Source organism: Aminicella lysinilytica (assembly GCF_004362975.1).
GTDB classification, from domain to species: domain Bacteria; phylum Bacillota; class Clostridia; order Peptostreptococcales; family Anaerovoracaceae; genus Aminicella; species Aminicella lysinilytica.
Window position 1 is genome coordinate 65,285 of sequence record NZ_SNXO01000002.1, and the last position, 18,298, is coordinate 83,582.

At 44.2% G+C, this 18,298-nt stretch carries 29 protein-coding genes; all 29 read left to right on the top strand.

What is annotated here, in order from left to right:
• Position 1: 1 nt before the first annotated feature.
• The 29 genes from EV211_RS00805 to EV211_RS00935 all read left to right on the top strand — a co-directional run bounded on the left by EV211_RS00805 (position 2) and on the right by EV211_RS00935 (position 18,253).
• The gene (locus tag EV211_RS00805; RefSeq protein ID WP_133527531.1) at positions 2 to 223 is read left to right on the top strand and encodes a hypothetical protein; all 222 of its coding nucleotides are present in this window, start codon (positions 2 to 4) and stop codon (positions 221 to 223) included.
• An 82-nt stretch (positions 224 to 305) separates the two neighbouring features.
• Complete coding sequence (locus tag EV211_RS00810; protein WP_133527532.1) at positions 306 to 1,139, top strand: rolling circle replication-associated protein; 834 nt, start codon at positions 306 to 308, stop codon at positions 1,137 to 1,139.
• Entirely contained in the window at positions 1,126 to 1,515 is a 390-nt protein-coding gene (locus EV211_RS00815) for a sigma factor-like helix-turn-helix DNA-binding protein (protein WP_166635318.1), read from the top strand. Before EV211_RS00810 ends, EV211_RS00815 begins: the two co-directional genes overlap by 14 nt.
• Before the next feature lie 166 nt (positions 1,516 to 1,681).
• Positions 1,682 to 2,281: an HNH endonuclease gene (locus EV211_RS10850; RefSeq protein ID WP_243108521.1), complete on the top strand. Its 600-nt coding sequence runs from the start codon at positions 1,682 to 1,684 to the stop codon at positions 2,279 to 2,281.
• Between the two features lie 101 nt (positions 2,282 to 2,382).
• Positions 2,383 to 3,669: a phage portal protein gene (locus EV211_RS00825; RefSeq protein WP_133527534.1), complete on the top strand. Its 1,287-nt coding sequence runs from the start codon at positions 2,383 to 2,385 to the stop codon at positions 3,667 to 3,669.
• On the top strand, positions 3,617 to 4,060 hold the full coding sequence (locus EV211_RS00830) for a hypothetical protein (protein WP_133527535.1): 444 nt from the start codon (positions 3,617 to 3,619) through the stop codon (positions 4,058 to 4,060). The genes EV211_RS00825 and EV211_RS00830 overlap by 53 nt, the downstream gene beginning before the upstream one ends.
• Entirely contained in the window at positions 4,038 to 4,739 is a 702-nt protein-coding gene (locus tag EV211_RS00835) for a hypothetical protein (protein WP_133527536.1), read from the top strand. The genes EV211_RS00830 and EV211_RS00835 overlap by 23 nt, the downstream gene beginning before the upstream one ends.
• Complete coding sequence (locus tag EV211_RS00840) at positions 4,736 to 4,963, top strand: transposase (RefSeq protein ID WP_133527537.1); 228 nt, start codon at positions 4,736 to 4,738, stop codon at positions 4,961 to 4,963. Before EV211_RS00835 ends, EV211_RS00840 begins: the two co-directional genes overlap by 4 nt.
• An 87-nt stretch (positions 4,964 to 5,050) precedes the next feature.
• Positions 5,051 to 5,404 carry a hypothetical protein gene (locus EV211_RS00845; protein ID WP_133527538.1) on the top strand — a complete coding sequence of 118 codons (354 nt, stop codon included), beginning with the start codon at positions 5,051 to 5,053 and terminating at the stop codon, positions 5,402 to 5,404.
• A gap of 15 nt (positions 5,405 to 5,419) precedes the next feature.
• Positions 5,420 to 6,817 carry a terminase large subunit gene (locus EV211_RS00850; protein WP_133527539.1) on the top strand — a complete coding sequence of 466 codons (1,398 nt, stop codon included), beginning with the start codon at positions 5,420 to 5,422 and terminating at the stop codon, positions 6,815 to 6,817.
• 75 nt (positions 6,818 to 6,892) lie between these two features.
• Positions 6,893 to 7,384, top strand: coding sequence for a phage scaffold protein (locus EV211_RS00855; protein WP_133527540.1), 492 nt, complete (start codon positions 6,893 to 6,895; stop codon positions 7,382 to 7,384).
• Positions 7,384 to 8,265 carry a phage major capsid protein gene (locus tag EV211_RS00860; protein ID WP_133527541.1) on the top strand — a complete coding sequence of 294 codons (882 nt, stop codon included), beginning with the start codon at positions 7,384 to 7,386 and terminating at the stop codon, positions 8,263 to 8,265. Before EV211_RS00855 ends, EV211_RS00860 begins: the two co-directional genes overlap by 1 nt.
• Positions 8,266 to 8,275: 10 nt before the next feature.
• Positions 8,276 to 8,479 carry a hypothetical protein gene (locus EV211_RS00865; RefSeq protein ID WP_133527542.1) on the top strand — a complete coding sequence of 68 codons (204 nt, stop codon included), beginning with the start codon at positions 8,276 to 8,278 and terminating at the stop codon, positions 8,477 to 8,479.
• A 3-nt stretch (positions 8,480 to 8,482) separates the two neighbouring features.
• Entirely contained in the window at positions 8,483 to 8,899 is a 417-nt protein-coding gene (locus EV211_RS00870) for a phage Gp19/Gp15/Gp42 family protein (protein WP_133527543.1), read from the top strand.
• Positions 8,868 to 9,200 carry a hypothetical protein gene (locus EV211_RS00875; protein WP_243108522.1) on the top strand — a complete coding sequence of 111 codons (333 nt, stop codon included), beginning with the start codon at positions 8,868 to 8,870 and terminating at the stop codon, positions 9,198 to 9,200. The genes EV211_RS00870 and EV211_RS00875 overlap by 32 nt, the downstream gene beginning before the upstream one ends.
• The gene (locus tag EV211_RS00880) at positions 9,193 to 9,438 is read left to right on the top strand and encodes a hypothetical protein (protein WP_133527545.1); all 246 of its coding nucleotides are present in this window, start codon (positions 9,193 to 9,195) and stop codon (positions 9,436 to 9,438) included. Before EV211_RS00875 ends, EV211_RS00880 begins: the two co-directional genes overlap by 8 nt.
• Positions 9,435 to 9,770, top strand: a complete 336-nt coding sequence (locus tag EV211_RS00885; RefSeq protein WP_133527546.1) for a hypothetical protein — start codon at positions 9,435 to 9,437, stop codon at positions 9,768 to 9,770. The genes EV211_RS00880 and EV211_RS00885 overlap by 4 nt, the downstream gene beginning before the upstream one ends.
• An 11-nt stretch (positions 9,771 to 9,781) precedes the next feature.
• Positions 9,782 to 10,330: a phage tail tube protein gene (locus tag EV211_RS00890; RefSeq protein WP_133527547.1), complete on the top strand. Its 549-nt coding sequence runs from the start codon at positions 9,782 to 9,784 to the stop codon at positions 10,328 to 10,330.
• A 10-nt stretch (positions 10,331 to 10,340) separates the two neighbouring features.
• Positions 10,341 to 10,628 carry a hypothetical protein gene (locus tag EV211_RS00895; RefSeq protein ID WP_133527548.1) on the top strand — a complete coding sequence of 96 codons (288 nt, stop codon included), beginning with the start codon at positions 10,341 to 10,343 and terminating at the stop codon, positions 10,626 to 10,628.
• Between the two features lie 194 nt (positions 10,629 to 10,822).
• On the top strand, positions 10,823 to 10,999 hold the full coding sequence (locus tag EV211_RS10855) for a hypothetical protein (protein ID WP_243108523.1): 177 nt from the start codon (positions 10,823 to 10,825) through the stop codon (positions 10,997 to 10,999).
• Positions 11,000 to 11,001: 2 nt separating this feature from the next.
• Positions 11,002 to 12,594 carry a hypothetical protein gene (locus EV211_RS00900; protein WP_133527549.1) on the top strand — a complete coding sequence of 531 codons (1,593 nt, stop codon included), beginning with the start codon at positions 11,002 to 11,004 and terminating at the stop codon, positions 12,592 to 12,594.
• Positions 12,591 to 13,460, top strand: coding sequence for a hypothetical protein (locus tag EV211_RS00905; RefSeq protein ID WP_133527550.1), 870 nt, complete (start codon positions 12,591 to 12,593; stop codon positions 13,458 to 13,460). The genes EV211_RS00900 and EV211_RS00905 overlap by 4 nt, the downstream gene beginning before the upstream one ends.
• Complete coding sequence (locus EV211_RS00910; RefSeq protein ID WP_133527551.1) at positions 13,445 to 15,274, top strand: hypothetical protein; 1,830 nt, start codon at positions 13,445 to 13,447, stop codon at positions 15,272 to 15,274. Before EV211_RS00905 ends, EV211_RS00910 begins: the two co-directional genes overlap by 16 nt.
• On the top strand, positions 15,274 to 16,245 hold the full coding sequence (locus EV211_RS00915) for a hypothetical protein (RefSeq protein ID WP_133527552.1): 972 nt from the start codon (positions 15,274 to 15,276) through the stop codon (positions 16,243 to 16,245). Before EV211_RS00910 ends, EV211_RS00915 begins: the two co-directional genes overlap by 1 nt.
• A 9-nt stretch (positions 16,246 to 16,254) precedes the next feature.
• Entirely contained in the window at positions 16,255 to 16,764 is a 510-nt protein-coding gene (locus tag EV211_RS00920; RefSeq protein WP_133527553.1) for a hypothetical protein, read from the top strand.
• 10 nt (positions 16,765 to 16,774) lie between these two features.
• A complete protein-coding gene (locus EV211_RS00925; protein WP_133527554.1) occupies positions 16,775 to 17,161 on the top strand; it encodes a hypothetical protein in 387 nt (128 codons plus the stop codon).
• A 212-nt stretch (positions 17,162 to 17,373) separates the two neighbouring features.
• Positions 17,374 to 17,745, top strand: a complete 372-nt coding sequence (locus EV211_RS00930; protein WP_133527555.1) for a hypothetical protein — start codon at positions 17,374 to 17,376, stop codon at positions 17,743 to 17,745.
• 13 nt (positions 17,746 to 17,758) lie between these two features.
• Positions 17,759 to 17,920: a hypothetical protein gene (locus EV211_RS10640; protein ID WP_166635319.1), complete on the top strand. Its 162-nt coding sequence runs from the start codon at positions 17,759 to 17,761 to the stop codon at positions 17,918 to 17,920.
• A 36-nt stretch (positions 17,921 to 17,956) separates the two neighbouring features.
• Positions 17,957 to 18,253: a hypothetical protein gene (locus tag EV211_RS00935; protein ID WP_133527556.1), complete on the top strand. Its 297-nt coding sequence runs from the start codon at positions 17,957 to 17,959 to the stop codon at positions 18,251 to 18,253.
• The last annotated feature ends 45 nt before the right edge of the window (positions 18,254 to 18,298 follow it).

Sequence of the window (18,298 nt, forward strand, 5' to 3'; positions counted from 1 at the left end):
CATGAAAAAGGAAATGGCATTTGAAATTATAGATGAGGTTGGAACCATAGGAACGTCAGCTGACGGATACACCAAACAGCTTGTACTGGCCAAATGGTATGATAAGCCGCCTATCTATGAGATAAGGACGTTTGCGCCGGATGGAGTACCTAAGAAGCGTCCAGGTATGACACATGATGAGCTGGTAAAGCTCAGAGATGTACTTAATAACATGGAACTGTAGAGTTATATATGTAGGAAAAAGCTAAACGGACTGAAAGCGTCCGTTTACAGCTTGATTAGAGTATTAAAGATAGGCGGAAATCATGAAGGTTGTCAGAGAGATCTGTGTAGCAGGCAAGGTAATAGATGTCACGGTCAAGGTACCGAGTGGTCGACATGAGAATAACAGAGCGGCTAAGAGAAAGATCACAAGTGAAAAGGTACAGAAGAATAACGACCGTATGGCAGGGAAGAAATTAACAAGACTTATCAACGCCAATTTCAGTGCTAGTGATATGCATGACACGTTGACCTATCAGACAGAGCCATCACCTGAAGAGGCTAAAGCTATCCTCCAAAGATTCATATCAAGGATGAGGTATGCCATGAAGAAACTCAACAAGGAATTCAAGTGGGTCATAGTAACCGAGTATGGTGGCCAGCGCCTTCACCATCACATGATAACCAACGCGCCGCTTTGTCTCGTAAGGGAAAAGTGGGGATGTGGCCATGTACTTCCAAGACCGCTTGATGATGACCCTGACTATCATAAGCTGGGTGAGTACTTGATCAAGCATTCGACATCACTTTTCAGAGAAGAAGATTCTCCGTGGGGTACCAGGTGTAGCCATAGCCGCAATCTTATAATTCCAATCCCACGGATTGAAGAGGTAGATGAGAGCAATTTATGGGACGATCCTTGTCCATGGAAGGGATACTACATAGACCAGGACACAGTCAGAAGGTATGAGCATCCTATAACAGGGCTGCAGCATCTGGAGTATTCCATGATTTCCATAGACGATGAACCTAGAATCAAGAAGTATTACAAGGGAAAATTGAAGAGGCACGAAGAGAGTTATAAGAGATTCATAAACTATAGTGAGTCTCAGCTTGGTATTGATTTCTATGAGGAGGACACGCATGATCAGAGATGAACTAGAGCAGTTGCGAGCAATGAAGCAGGAACTTGATACTCTGCGCAGGCAATATGCCCAGACTCCGGCTGAAGAGGTTGGAGATACATACGGAGATTATAGGACCGGTCATAAGCATACGAGAGTCATGTATGGTTATTCTCTGGCCAAATGTGAAGCCTTGGCAAAACGTATCGACACGAAGACAAATACAATCTATAAGAAGATAGCAGACCTTGAAAACTATCTTGACGACATTGAATCATCAGAGATGAGGGACATACTGCGTCTGTATTATGCTGACGGGCTCAGCCAGGAAGAGATTGGCCAGCGAAAAGGATATAGCCGGAGCGCCATCACTCGTAAGATACAAAATTACTGGGAAGAGAAAGTGTAACACAATTCACCAAAATTCTGTGGTAATATGATATTAGGCATAAAAGACAACGGACACATGTTCTAATCAATCTCCTCATAATTTAAATTAACTGCAAGGCGGCACCTGATTACAGGTGCTGTTTTGTTTACTCATAAGACAAGACAAGGCTGGAAGACTTGACACAATGAAAAGCAAATATGAATCGAACATAAAGCCATACTTGTCGGAGATAAGAACCTGGGCTGAGCGAGGAGTTACGGAGGCAGATATAGCAGGTAATCTTTCGCTGGGTTACTCGACCTTCAGAAAGTATAAGAGCCTTGAGCCGGAACTGAAAGCGGCGCTGGATGAAGGTAAGAACCATGTCAGACAGTACAGAGATGAGACCTATGAAGCTCCACCCGTCGGCAGTTATGCTGCAGGTGGTAAGAACAAGAGATTGAGAGCAGACCATGAGGGCCCCATGCGTCGCGCATACGCTAAGAATAAGCGCAAGATACTAGCCACCCAGACCGTCTGCGGCATCTGCGGTAAGCTGGTAGATAAGACACTTAAGTTTCCAAATCCGCTTGCACCGACAGTTGATCATATCATCCCGGTCGCACGTGGAGGACATCCATCTGACATAGATAATCTGCAGCTTGCACACTGGACTTGCAACAGGCAGAAGTCAGACAAGATAGTCAAGACGGTACAGACAGAGGCAAAACCTCAGGTATTAAGTAATAGACTGTTACCTCAGTCACGTGATTGGGCGGAATATAGACCAGCAGGCAAAAAATAAAAGAAATTTGAGGGGCATACCTCCCCTCCGACCATGCCTGATGTCGTTCACCCCTGCACTGTACAAAAAAACACACGATAGAAAAAGAAAGAGAGGCCGTAATGGCAGAGCTGAAAGGAATCGAATATCTCAGAAGAAAAATGGAATCCAAGAGAAGCAGGACGCAGCTACGTTATAGATATTACGAGATGAAAAGCGCCGCTCCGGATCCGGGCCCAATGATTCCGTTACAACTGAGAAATCAATACAATTCCACACTAGGATGGTGTGAGACTGCAGTAGATGCATTGGCCGACAGGCTCGTTTTCGACAAATTCACGAACGACAATTTCGACCTGAATCACATCTTTGACATGAACAACCCAGACACGTTCTTTGACAGCGCAGTTCTTTCGTCGCTGATCACGTCATGTTGCTTTGTTTACATATCTGCAGATGAAACGGGTTTTCCGCGGCTGCAGGTAATAGACGGAGGCAATGCTACTGGTGAGATAGATCCTATAACGGGTCTGCTATACGAGGGATATGCAGTCCTGAAGAGGAACAGTGACACCCAGAGAGCGGAAATAGAGGCCTATTTTACGCCGGACTATACACAGATCTACGATAAAACCAATAATACTGTGCAGAATATAAAGAATGATACAGGGTACCCATTGCTGGTACCTATCATATACAGGCCAGACGCCAAAAGACCTTTTGGCCACTCGCGTATATCACGAGCATGCATGAACATACAGAATAAGGCAAGGCATTGTCTGACCAGAGCAGATATTTCAGCTGAATTTTACAGCTTCCCACAGAAATATGTAGTTGGAATGTCGCAAAACGCTGAACCTATGGATTCATGGCGTGCGACAATAAGCGCTATGTTGACTTTCACAAAGGATGAGGATGGAGATAAGCCGGCGCCTGGACAGTTCGCACAACAGAGCATGGAGCCACATCTGTCACATTATAAGAGCTATGTGGCGTCATTCGCCGGAGAAACTGGGCTGACCATGGATGATCTTGGATTCGCAACGGAGAACCCGTCAAGCGCAGAGGCAATCAAGGCATCACACGAAAACCTGAGACTAAAGGCACGCAAAGCACAGCGTAATTTCGGATCCGGATTCCTCAATGTTGGGTTCTTGGCCGCCTGCCTGCGCGACAAATATCCGTATCAGCGTAGACAGTTGTACCTGTCAAAGCCTACATGGGAGCCTATATTCGAACCTGACGCATCGCAGATGTCAGGCATAGGCGACGCAGCCGTCAAAATCAACCAGGCAATTCCGGGTTACTTTGGTGCTGAGAACATGCACACGCTTACAGGAATAAAAGGAGAAAACGATGAAACAGGATATGGTACCGGAACTTCTGGCCAAGATACAAAAAACATTTAAGCGTAAAACAGAATCTGATATCGAAATAAAGTCGTTTGAGAAGAAATTAAAGAACAAAAAGGCTGACCAAAGTGATGTTTCGAAGTATGCCAGACGATTAGGAGAGCTCATCTCCGAGACATTTATAGAAAACATCACTGAAGAGGATCTCCCGGACGGAAAGCTATATTGGAATATACTAAGTCGCATCGTAGATCCAATGATGCGCGATGTGCATAAGATGATCAATGATGCAGCATCCCAGGAGCTGGCCGCTGAAGACGAAAAGGCCGGCATTGGACTCAAACCTGTCAATAGCGAGTATCCGGCAGATGTCATTGATTCTATCATGAATAAGCTAATGAATTTGGTTAATGAAGAGGTTAACGATGACACTGGACGAAGCAATTAAAGAACTCCTTGGTGAGCCTATAAGCAACACATCACAGCACATGTATGATGATTTCGTAGAAGCCAACGCTAAATTCAGATCTGATTCTGGCCTGCAGGAGACAATAGAAAGAGTCGAAATGAGCAAATGCTGTGACTGGTGCCATGCATTGGCCGGTACATATTCATATCCGGAAGGAGCACCTGAAGACATATTCCGCAGACACAACAGATGTAAGTGCATAGTCACTCATCATAGCGCCAAGGGTGTCCAGGACGTGCATACTAAAGGCTTTCTTTCGCAGAAAAGCATTGATGAGCTGGAGCGAATGAAGAAGGTTGGTCTGGAGGATAAGATTATTAATAATATTCCCCAAAATATTGAAAATAAAAACAATAATGGTATAATTGATACAGATAGCCGTACTCTGTTGATTAAACAATCACAGAAAGATATTATAGAGCCAGACATACAGAAACAAAAAACCAGTTCAATTAAAAAATCAATTATAAATTACAAAAAACGAATTAAGGAGCATGAAGTATATATTAAAAATCCTTATTCGAAAAACCAAGATTGGGATACATTGAACGAAGAATATAAAACCGGACTATTGAAACATTGGAAACATGAGATAAGCACTTTTGAGGATAATATAAAGAGAAGAGAAAAGGAACTTAGAAAGCGAGGAGATCTATGAAAAAATCAATAAGTGATAATACAATTACATATATAATTAGCCGAATCCTTGAAAATGCTGAGAGTGCTCTTAACGATAGTAAGCAAGATAGCAAGAATGAATTCAAGCTTGGAAGACGGGAGGCTTATTATGAAGTGCTCGACACATTGAAATCAGAATTGAGCATTACGGATGCTGATTTAAAGAATTTAGGAATAGACATTGATATTGAAAAAATGATATAGAAAAATTCTCCGGCCAGAAGGTCGGAGTCTTATTTTACCTTAAAGCACTCATGGCGAGTGCTTTTTGTATTGCAAAAAAGGAGCGGAATGAAAGTAAACATACTTGGCACAGAATATACTGTCGAAGAGCATAAAATTTCGGAAGACGAAATAATGAAAAAGAGACAACTGGCTGGATATCATTCTGAAGAAAGCCACAAAATAGTTTACGCGGATATGTCAGAAACTGATTACATAGACTTGGAATCTGATGCGGAAAGAGACACATACAGGAAGCAGACTATAAGACACGAAATAGTTCATGCGTTTCTCAGCGAGAGCGGCCTGAGTGCCAGTTCATCAGAGATAGACGCATGGGCCAAGAATGAAGAAATGGTTGACTGGATAGCCATACAGCTGCCTAAGATCATAGAGGCATGCAAGACCGTAGGAGCACTGTAGCAGAAAGGAATACATATGGCTGGTGACAGGAAAGGCCGCCAGACGCCGACACAATCACACACATTGCCATATACGGAGTCTAAAGGCGATCATGCAATAGAACTATACGAAAAGACAGGTAGAGTGACTATGCCATGGCAGAAGTTACTTAATTATGACATACTTGCTACCAATGAAGATGGGCTATGGGTCCATACACGTTATGGATATTGTGTATCAAGGCGAGATGGCAAGAATGAAATTTTAGCCATGAGAGAACTCGAAGGATTATCAGATGGCGAACAGATATTACACACCGCCCACAGGACTAGCACAACGCATAAGGCCTGGGAGCGGATTCTTGGTTTTTTGGAATCGATATATACATTCAACGTAGTATCAACTTACAAAGCCTATGGAAAAGAACACATTATTCTCGACAACGGTGGACGAATAGAGTTCAGGACCAGGACGGCTAAAGGTGGCATTGGAGAAGGATTTGACCTGCTTGTAATCGATGAGGCACAGGAATATCAAGACGACCAGGAATCAGCCTTAAAATACACCGTAACCGATTCTAAAAACCCACAAACCATATTTTGCGGAACTCCTCCTACACCAACCAGCTCCGGGACAGTATTCACTAAGTTCAGAAGAGACACCCTCGCTGGTATGAATACTAATGCCGGATATGCCGAGTGGGGCGTAGAGGAAATGTCAGATGTCAATGATAGAGACATATGGTATGAGACTAATCCATCCTTAGGCTACACTTTAACAGAGAGAGCCATAGCCGATGAGATCGGAACTGACGAAATCGACTTCAACATCCAGCGCCTTGGACTTTGGATAAAATATAATCAGAAATCAGCAATAAGCGAGAAGGAATGGAACGCTTTGGAGGTAGTTGTTTTACCGAAACTGACAGGCAAACTGTTCATCGGTATCAAGTATGGACACAACGGCGCGAACGTAGCCATGTCCATAGCCGTAAAGACGGCCGCAGGAAAAGTATTTGTAGAAACCATAGATTGCAGGCCGACTAAGGCAGGCAATGACTGGATAATCAAATTCCTGAAGAGGGCCGCATGGAACAAAGTTATAATCGACGGCGCTAATGGCCAGCAGATGCTGGCAGACGAAATGAAAGACAACAGACTGCCTAAGCCGGTACTGCCGAAGGTGGTCAACATCATAACGGCTAATGCGCAGTTTGAGCAGGGGATTTTCTCCGGAAGCATTGTCCATAAAAATCAGCCGTCGCTGGCCAGAGTTGTATCTAATTGTGAAAAAAGAGCGATAGGCAGCAATGGCGGCTTCGGATATAAATCACTTGATAAGGATGCAGACGTCTCGCTCATGGACAGCGTGGCACTCGCATATTGGGCAGCAAAAGAATACAAAGAAACGTCCAAACAGAAAATAGGCTATTAAAAGCACCACGATGGGTGCTTTTTTAGTACATAAATTACCGACACCACCGGGAAAGTGGGAGAAAGGAATTACATTATGAGTTTCACACCAATAACGACGCAGGAGGACTTTGACAAGGCCATCAAGGATAGGCTTGATCGCGAGAAAAAGACTATCACGGATGAGGTCACCAAGAAGTATGCCGGAACAGAGGAATGGCAGGAACAGCAGAAGAAGCTGAACGACCAGCTTGGTGAGCAGACAAAGGCCATAGAAGAAGCAGCTGAAGCGTCAAAGAAAAATGAGGCGACAATTACAGAGCTCACTGACAAAGTGAAAAAGTACGAGATAGCTTCAGTAAAAGCTAGAATCGCTAACGAAGTAGGGCTTCAGTATCAGCTCGCGTCAAGATTATCAGGTGAAGATGAAGAGGCAATCAAGAAGGACGCAGAAAGCCTGGTAAAACTCATGGGTAATGAAAAAGGCACACCTCCGCCTCTGGCTCATCCTGAGACAGAACCAACGGAGAAAGGAAGTAAGAACGCAGCACTTAAAGGAATGCTGCAGAATATGAAGGGAGAAGAATAATGGCAACACTATCAAAAGGAACACTTTTCGACCCAACGTTGGTCACAGACCTTGTGAACAAGGTAAAAGGAAAATCAACGCTCACTAAGCTGGGGCTGCAGACACCGGTCTCATTCAACGGGACCAAGGAGTTCACGTTCAGTATGGACAAGGACATCGACATCGTTGCAGAGAACGGCAAGAAGTCTGAAGGGGGCGTAACAATCGACCCTGTTACGATCATTCCTATAAAATTCGAGTATGGCGCAAGAGTGTCAGACGAATTCATGGATGCAGAGGACGAAGAGCAGATCAGCATCCTCCAGGCATTCAATGACGGATTTGCGGCCAAGGTTGCGAGAGGTATCGACCTTGCGGCATTGCACGGAGTTAATCCGAGAACTGGAACAGCATCTGTTGTTGTTGGTAACAACAATTTCGACACAGCTATTACGCAGACCGTAACTTATGACTCCGCTGACCCGGACACCAATGTAGAAGCTGCAGTAGCTCTGGTAGAAGGTTCAGACGGCGATGTAACCGGAATTGGAATGTCTCCAGTCTTCGCGGCCGCACTTGCAGCCCTGAAGACCAATGGAGTTAAGCAGTTCCCAGAACTTTCATGGGGCGCAAATCCATCAGCAGTTAACGGAATTCCATCAGACAAGAATTCCACTATCTCAGCATTGTCCAGCCATGACCGTGCTATCGTAGGAGACTTCGCTAACATGTTCAAGTGGGGATATGCTAAGGAGATTCCGCTTGAGGTCATTCCTTATGGCGATCCTGATAACTCAGGAAACGACCTCAAAGGATCTAATCAGGTATACCTGAGAGCGGAAGTTTACCTTGGATGGGCTATCATGGATGCTGCATCGTTCGCAAGGATCATAACCGCATAGGAGGCGCAAGATGAAGTTTAAGAACACAAAGACCGGCGCAGTCATAGAAACTGAGTGCGAGATCAACGGTGGAGACTGGAAAGCCATTAAGGCAAAAAAGAGAAAAGGAACGGAAGCCGACGCTGAAGAGGATGCTGGCACTGAAGAGGGTACCGAAACCGGAAATGAAGAGGGCGGCACTGAAGAGGGCGCCGGCGAAGACGATAAGGAGTAGGACATGGCAGACTTTGCAACTATAAATGATGTGACAGAGCTTTGGCGGCCGCTCTCAGCGGATGAGCAGGATCGCGCCGGGGCACTGCTCCCGGTTATATCCGATAGCCTCAGAGTAGAAGCAAATAAGGTGGGAAAGAATCTCGACACACTTGTACAGAACGATTCCGCCTTGGCAAATGTGGCCAGATCTGTCACAGTGGATGTGGTTGCAAGAACGCTTATGACTTCAACAGATTCAGAGCCGATGACGCAGACCTCAGAGTCTGCGCTCGGCTATTCTGTTTCTGGGACATATCTGGTACCTGGCGGAGGGCTTTTTATTAAGAACTCGGAGCTTGCCAGGCTTGGCCTGAGAAGGCAGAAATATGGGGTGATTGACTTTGACTATGATCAAGGGAATAGCGATAACACTGTATGAGAAGACACGGACTGGAACGGACGCATTCAATAGGCCAACGTACACACAGAAGCCTGTTACAGTAAATAACGTACTTATAGCTCCGGTTTCGTCTTCCGACATCGTGAGTGAAAATGATTTGTCCAGCAGGAAAGCCATATATGAATTAGCTATTCCAAAGGGTGATACTCACATCTGGACTGATGTAGTAGTTGAATTCTTTGGTGAAAGATGGCGTACAGTAGGTATCCCTATATGTGGCCAGGACGAACTTATACCTTTAGATTGGAATCAGAAAATACAGGTGGAACGTTATGAGTAATGTCAAAATTGAATTGAACCATGCAGGTATCAAGGCACTGCTGCAGTCAAATGAAATGCAGGGAATACTTAGAGAGCACGCCGAAGCCACGAAAAGTGGATGTGGAGAACTGTCTGATGAATACTCTGTAAATGTCTCAGTTGGGAAGAACAGAGCGAAGGCCGTTGTTAAGCCAGATACCGTGCACGCACGTCGCAGTAACCTGAAGCATGATACTTTAATAAAGGCATTAAAATGATAGAGAGAATTGTAAAAGATTATCTGGCAGTCCAGTTGGATGTACCAGTATATATGGAAACACCGGATGATAAACCACCAAAATATGTGGTTGTAGAAAAGGGCGGCTCAGGCGGAGCCGATCATATCAACACGGCAGTGATAATGCTAAAATCACATGCTGATACATTGGCGGATGCTGCGACTTTGAATGAAGAAGTGAAATCTGCCATGGATAATATCATTACCTTGGCCGAAATCACCAGGTCAGATAGAAACAGTGACTACAACTACACGGACACATCAACGAGAAAGTACAGGTATCAGGCCGTCTACGACCTGACACATTATTAGGAGGAAATAATATGGCAACAAATACAGCGAATGTAAGCGTTGGGAAGCCTAAGGTAGGAGGAGCAATATCATATGCAGCTACTACTGTAGTGCTACCTACAGACGCGCATACAGACCTTGCTACAGGATTCAAGAATCTTGGCTATGTAAGTGAGGATGGCGTTACAAATAGCAACTCGCCTGAAACTGAGAGCATTAAGGCTTGGGGCGGAGATGTCGTTGCTAATCCGCAGACAGGGAAAGATGACACCTTTCAGTACACATTGATCGAGTCGCTCAACAGCGATGTACCTAAGTCGATTTATGGTGATGCTAACGTTATAGTAGGCGAATCCGGAGCGATAACGATCAAGGCCAATTCAGGAGAACTTCCGGAGCAGGCCTGGATAATCGACATGATCCTTCACGGTGACAAACTTAAAAGGACGGTCATTCCTAAGGGGCAGATCACAGAGATTGGTGATATAGTCTACGTTGACAACGAGCCAATAGGCTATCCACTGACTATATCAGCCCATCCTGATGCAGATGGCAATACACACTATGAGTACATAGAGTAAGGAGTGGAAAATGGCCGAAGAAAAAAAGATAGCAGGAAAAACACAAAACGGATTCGAGTTTGTCATTGAGGGCGATGCCATGGATGACATTGAATTGCTTGAGGATTTAGCGGAACTGGACAATGGAAATCTCAGAGTTCTAACGGATACTATAAACCGTTTACTTGGAGAGGAACAGAAGAAAAAACTATATGACCACTGCAGAAATGAAAACGGAGTCGCGAAAGCCTCTGAAATTTTTGCGGCTATACAGGAAATTTTCGACGTTGCCAGCGAAGGTGAAGACCTAAAAAAATAGCGGCCTTAGCCCACATAATTGCACACTATGAAGATGAGCTCATATGCGACCTTGCGGAAACATATGGGCTTTTTAACTATAAGGAAATGCCGGTTCGTCTGGTATCGACCTTAACAGCTGGGCTAAGTGTAGATTCCAGAGTGCAAAAGGCGTTGCGAGGTAATAAGACCTCGCTCAACTCCGCTTTACTGGCAATGATAGCAGATGAACTAAACTTGTGGATCTGGGCACATGGGAAAAAGAACGCGAGGAAACCGGAATCAATTTTTGAAAAACTCACTCAGCAGGAAAAGCCTATAGAAGTTGAAGGTTTTGAGAGCTCTGAAGAGTTCGAAAAAAGACGTGCAGAATTAATCGCACAGAAAGGATAGATATGGCTACAGAATTAGCAGCTGCTTATGTGCAGATCATACCATCAGCAAAGGGCATAAAGGGAAGTCTGACCAACGTATTGAGTGGTGAAGCTAACTCTGCCGGCACATCTACGGGGACAGCAATAGGCGGCAAAATCAAAAGTGCATTATTAGCCGCTGGCATCGGTACAGCTGTTGCCGCGGTATTCAAGGCAGCCATCCAAGAAGGCAGCGCACTACAGCAGTCAATAGGAGGCATTGAAACCTTATTTGGAAAATCTGCTGATGTTGTTAAGAAAAATGCGGCAAACGCATATAAGACAACAGGCCTTTCGGCAAACGCTTATATGGAACAGACAACAAGCTTTGCGGCCTCATTATTGCAGTCCGTAAGCGGAAACACCAAGAAGGCGGCCAACTCGGCCGACATGGCAATGCAGGATATGTCCGATAACTCTAATAAGATGGGCACTAACATGCAGGACATACAGAACGCTTATCAGGGTTTTGCAAAGCAGAACTACACGATGCTGGACAACCTGAAGCTTGGATATGGCGGAACAAAAACAGAGATGCAGAGACTATTGACCGATGCAACGAAATTGACCGGCCAGAAGTACGACATCACTAATCTAAATGACGTTTATAGCGCGATCCATGCGATTCAGGGCGATCTTGGTATTACGGGCACAACGGCCAGAGAAGCCGCCACGACATTTACAGGTTCATTCAGTGCCATGAAAGCAGCGGCGCAGAATCTCCTGGGCAATCTCGCAACTGGAGCAGACATAGGACCATCACTTCAGGCTCTTGGTGAGACTGCTTCAACATTCATTTTCAATAACTTGATTCCGATGCTTGGGAATATCATTGTACAGATACCAGGCATGTTGGGTTCTTTCGTTCAGGTAGCACTTTCAACATTGACCACTCAGATGAATTCATTGTTCGAGACACTGCTTCAGGCAGATGTATCATCACTAGCGGATAAGATTTCTGGCTGGTTCAGCGGAAACAGTGGGAAGATACTGGATACAGTTTGGTCTTTCATTAAATCGCTGCTAAGACTTGTAAGTCTGTTGGCGGCACAGCTTATTGTATTAGCTGGAGAATTGATAGGGAGACTTGCAAAATACGCTTTTGGAAAATTGAAAGCAATGGGCGCCAATATGATCAAATCCATATGGGATGGGATCAAAAGTGCAGCAAGCGGACTATTGGCCAAAATAAGAGCCATTGTAGATAAAATAAAAGATCTGTTTAAGTTTAAGTGGGAGCTACCGAAAATCAAGCTTCCACATTTCAAGTTGTCAGGAAAGTTCTCATTGAAGAACATGACCGTTCCGCATTTGTCGGTCGATTGGTACAAGGGTGGCGGCATCTTCAATTCACCGTCAGTAATCGGCGTAGGAGATTCCGTTGGACCTGAAGCAGTCGTGCCTATTGACAAGCTGCAGAACTACATCCGTGAGGCTAATCAATCATCAACAGTCATAATTGATTATGATAAGCTGGCAGATGCAGTCTTATCCGGGATAGAAGGCATGGCAGTGGAACTTGACAAGAGAAAGCTTGGAAAGATAGTTAGAAAAGGAGCTGTGGGAGCAATATGAGCAGGACAGGAGTAATCAAAGTAACATACACTAACAACAGAGGGAATAGCATCTGTCTGACTGATTACCCGTACTACATGAACGTAGAGCCTCTGTTCGATTATAAATGGTCATACACCTCCAAGGATAAAGGAACCGGATCCGCTGTGAAGGGTTTCTACAAAGAGATCGCTGAAAAAACATTGAACCTTGTAATCATGGGAAGCACCAAGGATGAACGGGACAAGGCCATCGACGCACTTAACAGCATTATTGAAGCTGACATATACGACGGTGCCATTGGCACTCTTAAAGTAGGCAACTGGTACTGCTACGGATATATCACGTCCGCAGAAAATACCAGCTGGCAGTATGGCAGTGCTGTTATAAAAAAAGAGGTGACTTTTGTTAGCGAACGCCAGGCATGGTACCGAGTATTGAAAAAGAACTCATACGGCAATGAAATCAAGGTTGAAGCCTCAGAGTTCGACAAGCAATATGAACCATGCTATCCATATCCGTATGACTACACCAATGAGGCAGCATCACAGTTGATTTTGGTAAACCCGGCCGTAAACCCAAGTGAGTTCAAGCTTAGCATTCAGGGACCGGCAGAATCACCTTATCTTAAAATTGGAGACAATGTCTATCACATAACTGCGGATGTTCCGGACGGGGCATATTTGGTGATTGACTCGACGAAGAAAACGGCCATCATGACTTTGGCGGATGGCACGATCGTCAATATGTTTGGCACGCGTGACTCAGGGTTCTACATATTCAAAAGAATCGAGTCAGGCCGGAATGCTGTTGTATATGATGGAACATTCCTTTGGCAGCTTGAAGTCCTTGAAGAGAGGAGCGAACCAAGATGGCATACGGAATAGACTATGAGGGCATCTACTATACCGATGAGAACAGAAACGATATAGGGATGATGGACACATACAAAGCTTCTTTAGATCTCGCCGATGAAAAGGACTTCGAAGTCACGGCCAACGACTATGCCATTCCCCCAAAAGGGTGGTGGTACATACTTGGGACAGAGATCGGTGGAAAGATAGGTGCAATAGATGTAGATTCAGAATCTGGCACTATTAAATACACAGGCAGATCTTTCAGAGGGCTGCTTGATTCCTATGTCTGCGAAATAACCGGAGCGACCAGATTACTCCAGGGGTCCATAACAGACATCATACAGATGCTTTTAGATGAAGAGGGCGTGACGTTCTTTCAGGCCGATTCTCCGGATGTAGAGGCATCAATAGACACTTATGTTGACGCATACGAGATTGACGCCGGTGCGACGATTTACGAGGCCATTATAGGTGCTGCGGCATCTATCGACATGACCATCGCAATAGAGTGGCAGTCAGACCATATAATACATATAATTCCTATTCTTAAGCAGGACTTCACCGATTATTTAAAATACTCAGGAGTTGAGCAAACAGGGTTTCAAATCAAGCAGGATTATGACCTGGTAAATCACTTGGTATTGACATCCAAGGACGACGTTGGAAACTTCAGAGTGATCCATATGTTCACCGATTCTGGCGGCACCGTTCAGGCCTACAAGACTACGGATACACCTTATGAGGCATCAGATTATATCCTGGACAAATCAATGCAGGTTCTTACTGGTCAAGACGAAATAGCCGAGTGTAAGGATTGTGATGATTCTCCAGTTGACAAATACAAGGCTGTATCTTCTATGCCAGGTGACTGGGATAAGAATTATGACGACTATTATTACAAGGACACTGAGGAAGACTCAGATGGCACTGTGGAAATCAGCTACAAGAATTTCGAAGGTGTTGAGAGCGACTCCATGACGCTTACAACATCGAAGCCGTCAGATTGGGATACAAATTACGCATCTTACTACACACCATCCTATGATCAATACACAGGTACTTACACTTATTCGGCCGTGACGGGCGAAACAGTCCTGGACATGAGCAATGTAATCAAAATCACTGCTCAGCCTTTTGACTGGGCTTATAATTACGGCGAGTACTATTACAAGTTCAACAATGGCTCATCAGTTGAGTACAAGTCATACGCATCTACCAGCAAAGATAAGTACGTGCGCATGACATCGAAGCCTTCAGACTGGAATACAAATTTCGGATCCTACTACAGAAAGGTTTATAAAAAGATCACATACAAAACTGTGAATGGCAAAAAGACAAAAGTAACAGAAATAGTTGATTGTCTCGACCGATCAGACGCATACTACGTCACTTGTAAAAAGGATGATGACGAAAAGAACGGCAAGATTCCGAGTTTCACAAAAAGGCCGCATTACCGGAAAGACAATAAAACAGTAATACCGACCTTTGACAAAACTAACACCTATCACGTGATGACCAAGACCACTCCGCCGACATGGGCGGCCAACAAATACTATAGCGGCCGCAAAGACGTGAAGGCACCACCTTTTGATGCGTTGAACACATACGAACTGAAAAAAGACCACTACGAAAGCCTGTGCAAAACGGGCCTTGATTTTTTTGCAGAACTTGAATCTGATTCAATGCGAGCCATCACAATAGATGATCTTAGCGCTAACATCGGAGACACCGTTGGCGGCACTGATGCCATGACAGGAATATCTATAGTAGCTGAGGTGACGAACAACAATCTGACCATTGAAAAGGGAATTGTAACAAGCGACTATGAAATAGGAGGTAAATAATGCAGATCATAACAGGATGCACCGGCGCAGCTCACAATTTTGCTACAGACGACGCCGAAATAAACAGAATGATCTTAGGTACATCGGAGATAGTTTTGCCAACGGCACAGCAGCTCACGGCTGAGATGAATGGTACAAATAAGGTCAGAATCAAAGCCGGCAGTTTGCTCATGCAGGGCAGGCTCGCAAAAACAAGAAGTTCGGAAGGATACACGGAAGTGGAACTTGATTCTGGAACGATCGGCTATTACAGGTATGACCTTGTTGTGGCCGAGTACTACACGACAGAAGAGACAACAACCGACACCTCCGGCAATGAGGTAACTTGGACAAAAGAACATATAGACCTGAAGGCCGTCAAAGGCACGCCGGATGCTAGCCAGTACTTAGAGCCGACAATCACATCCGGAGACATTGATTCCGGCCAGGTTAACCAGATGAAACTCTGGGGCGTTAAGCTCAACGGAATCAATTTTGATTCGCTCGTGGATTTCCGTGTGATCACATCCAGCACAGCCCTGCAGCTTGTCACTGATGCCATGACTGGCATCCCAGAAATAGCAACTAAGGCCGAGGCAGACGTTAATACGGCGGTAACAGCCGGAGAGCTAGAAATCACAAACGCAAAAGATAACGCTATAGCGGCTATCATGGCTGCCGGTGGCATCGACGCGTATACTAAGGCGCAAACTGATTCCCTTATCAGCGGTTTCAAGAACATCACCAGCACTGTCATCAACATACCAGTAGCAAGCTGGGACACAACGGCCCTTACAGTTACCGTCGCATGCGCCGGAATGACAACTGACACGACGGCATCATCGGCGATTGTATCATACGATCCAGCAACAAAAGATATCTTTACTGCGGCCGGGATCTTCGGATCCGCCCAGGGCGACAACACGATAACGTTCAAATGCACAACCATTCCGACTGCAGCTGTGGCTGTCAATGTTATGGTTATAAAATAAGGAGAAAATATGATACAAAATATGATAAACACCGGCGGTGGCAGCAATGCAGACGGTAGCATCTTGTTTAATAACTTTGATTCAGAGGGATATCCGTCAGACGTAATCGCCGATTTCGGAGATAATGATATAAAAAAAGATATTATATTATCATCTGACGATTATAATTGTATGTACTCCAAATTGAAAAATTTTACGATAAAATGTGGTACATTAAATCCTAAGAATTATTTGCAGATATACCCGAGAAATTATACTATTATAAAATTGAAAATTTTTGCTAAATCAATCTCTTCAAGAAAAATTTATTTTACAGATAACACAGGGTATACAAAACTTTGGATAAGTAAGGATACTGAGACATTACCGGATACGATTGTCACTACTGGAACTATTTGCGAAATATATACAGATGCCTTATCCAAACCTAGCGGATGGAGTAGTGACTTTAATTACAATGGTAGCTCATTACTCACAGTTAATTACGGAGTATCAGAATCTGCTTTTGACGCAATATAAGGAGGAGAAAATGAAATATTATAAACAAATATCGGACGACACCGTAATCAGCTACGGTATAAGCGACACGATCCCAGAAGGAGCCGAAGAGGTCACCAAGACCGCTTACACCAAGATCGTAAAAGACCAGGATGCAGTAGACAAGGCAGCAGCAAACAAACGTGCCGCAGCTGCAGAAGCGGCGAGACAGGCAGCAGAGCAGGCGGCGGCAGAACGGAAGGCAACTGTTGATGATTGGATAGCAAAGGTAACGGCCGGCACCAGTACACTTGCAAACGTGCCTGAAGAGTATCGCTATGAAGTCCAGGAAGCGACCGACCCGACTCCGACAAACAGGGAACTGCACGAATCATTGGAGAGCACCCAGGAAGCAGTCGACTTCCTCATGACGGAATAGGAGGCAGATATGATATTCGATTCACATACCCATTTAAAGTTGGAAGCAATATATATGCGGCATTTGATACAACTGACAACAGAACATTTCATGATATTTACTGGAACGCTCCGGTCATATCGAACGGTAATCTCATAATTGATGATGCGAATAAAAGGCTGGCTGGAAATTACGAATACTATATTGTTGGAGAATAACAGAAAGGAAAAATTATGGCAATATTTAACATGTTCGGGGGGGGTACCTCTAATCTAAAGGTTATAAAACTACCGGTTATTACAAGTTATGCAAAATCATTTACAGTGGATTTGGAAATAGACCCAGCAACTATAGGCAGCATGGTATCTGATCCAGTGAATACGTCTCAATCAGGACAGAAACAATACTATACTTTGCTTGTTGCATCCAATGTTGATGACTTAAAAAAAGCATACATACTGGGCGTATATACAGGAACAGGAAATGTTACCGCTATGATGAATGAAAGCATTTATTTCAATGGTACAGAAATGACAGTTAGTTTCGACTCAACTGGGCTAGTGAGATGGTTTTCAGAAAAGAATTTATATCTATTATTAAAATAGAAAGGAGTTAACAATGGCAGGATACATAGCAATGAGGCTTGAAGCTGGAAAAATGAATTACAACACGATATTTGCAATCAGCAGATACAAGCAACTAAAGGATGATGTGGACGAAATACTCGCCCTTGACGGCTACAAGGTAAACGCTGACGGAACAGTAAGCAAGGAGGTTTAATATGATATTCAATATGGTCGGGGGGGTGCCTCTAATGTGTTATACAAAGAGATCACTCTTCCAGTAATCCCATCAGGAGCAACATCGTTCTCGGTAGATATTGGAATAACAGCGGATAAAGTATATATTTTAATGAGCGAATTGACAGAAATTTATATTGCGAAGTCTCCAATAAATAAACTTGGATTTTATGGATCTTCGGGCGTTAGTTACGCAAGTGGCATATATTATCAATCAAATACTTCGCTCTTTTTTCAAAGGGATGGGGACAACACGCTTGATTTTTTTTCACAATTCAGTGGGAAAAAATTAAATGTATTTTATACAAACTAGTGAGGGGAAAATCATATCTGATTTTTGTAAAATAGCTTATAAAGA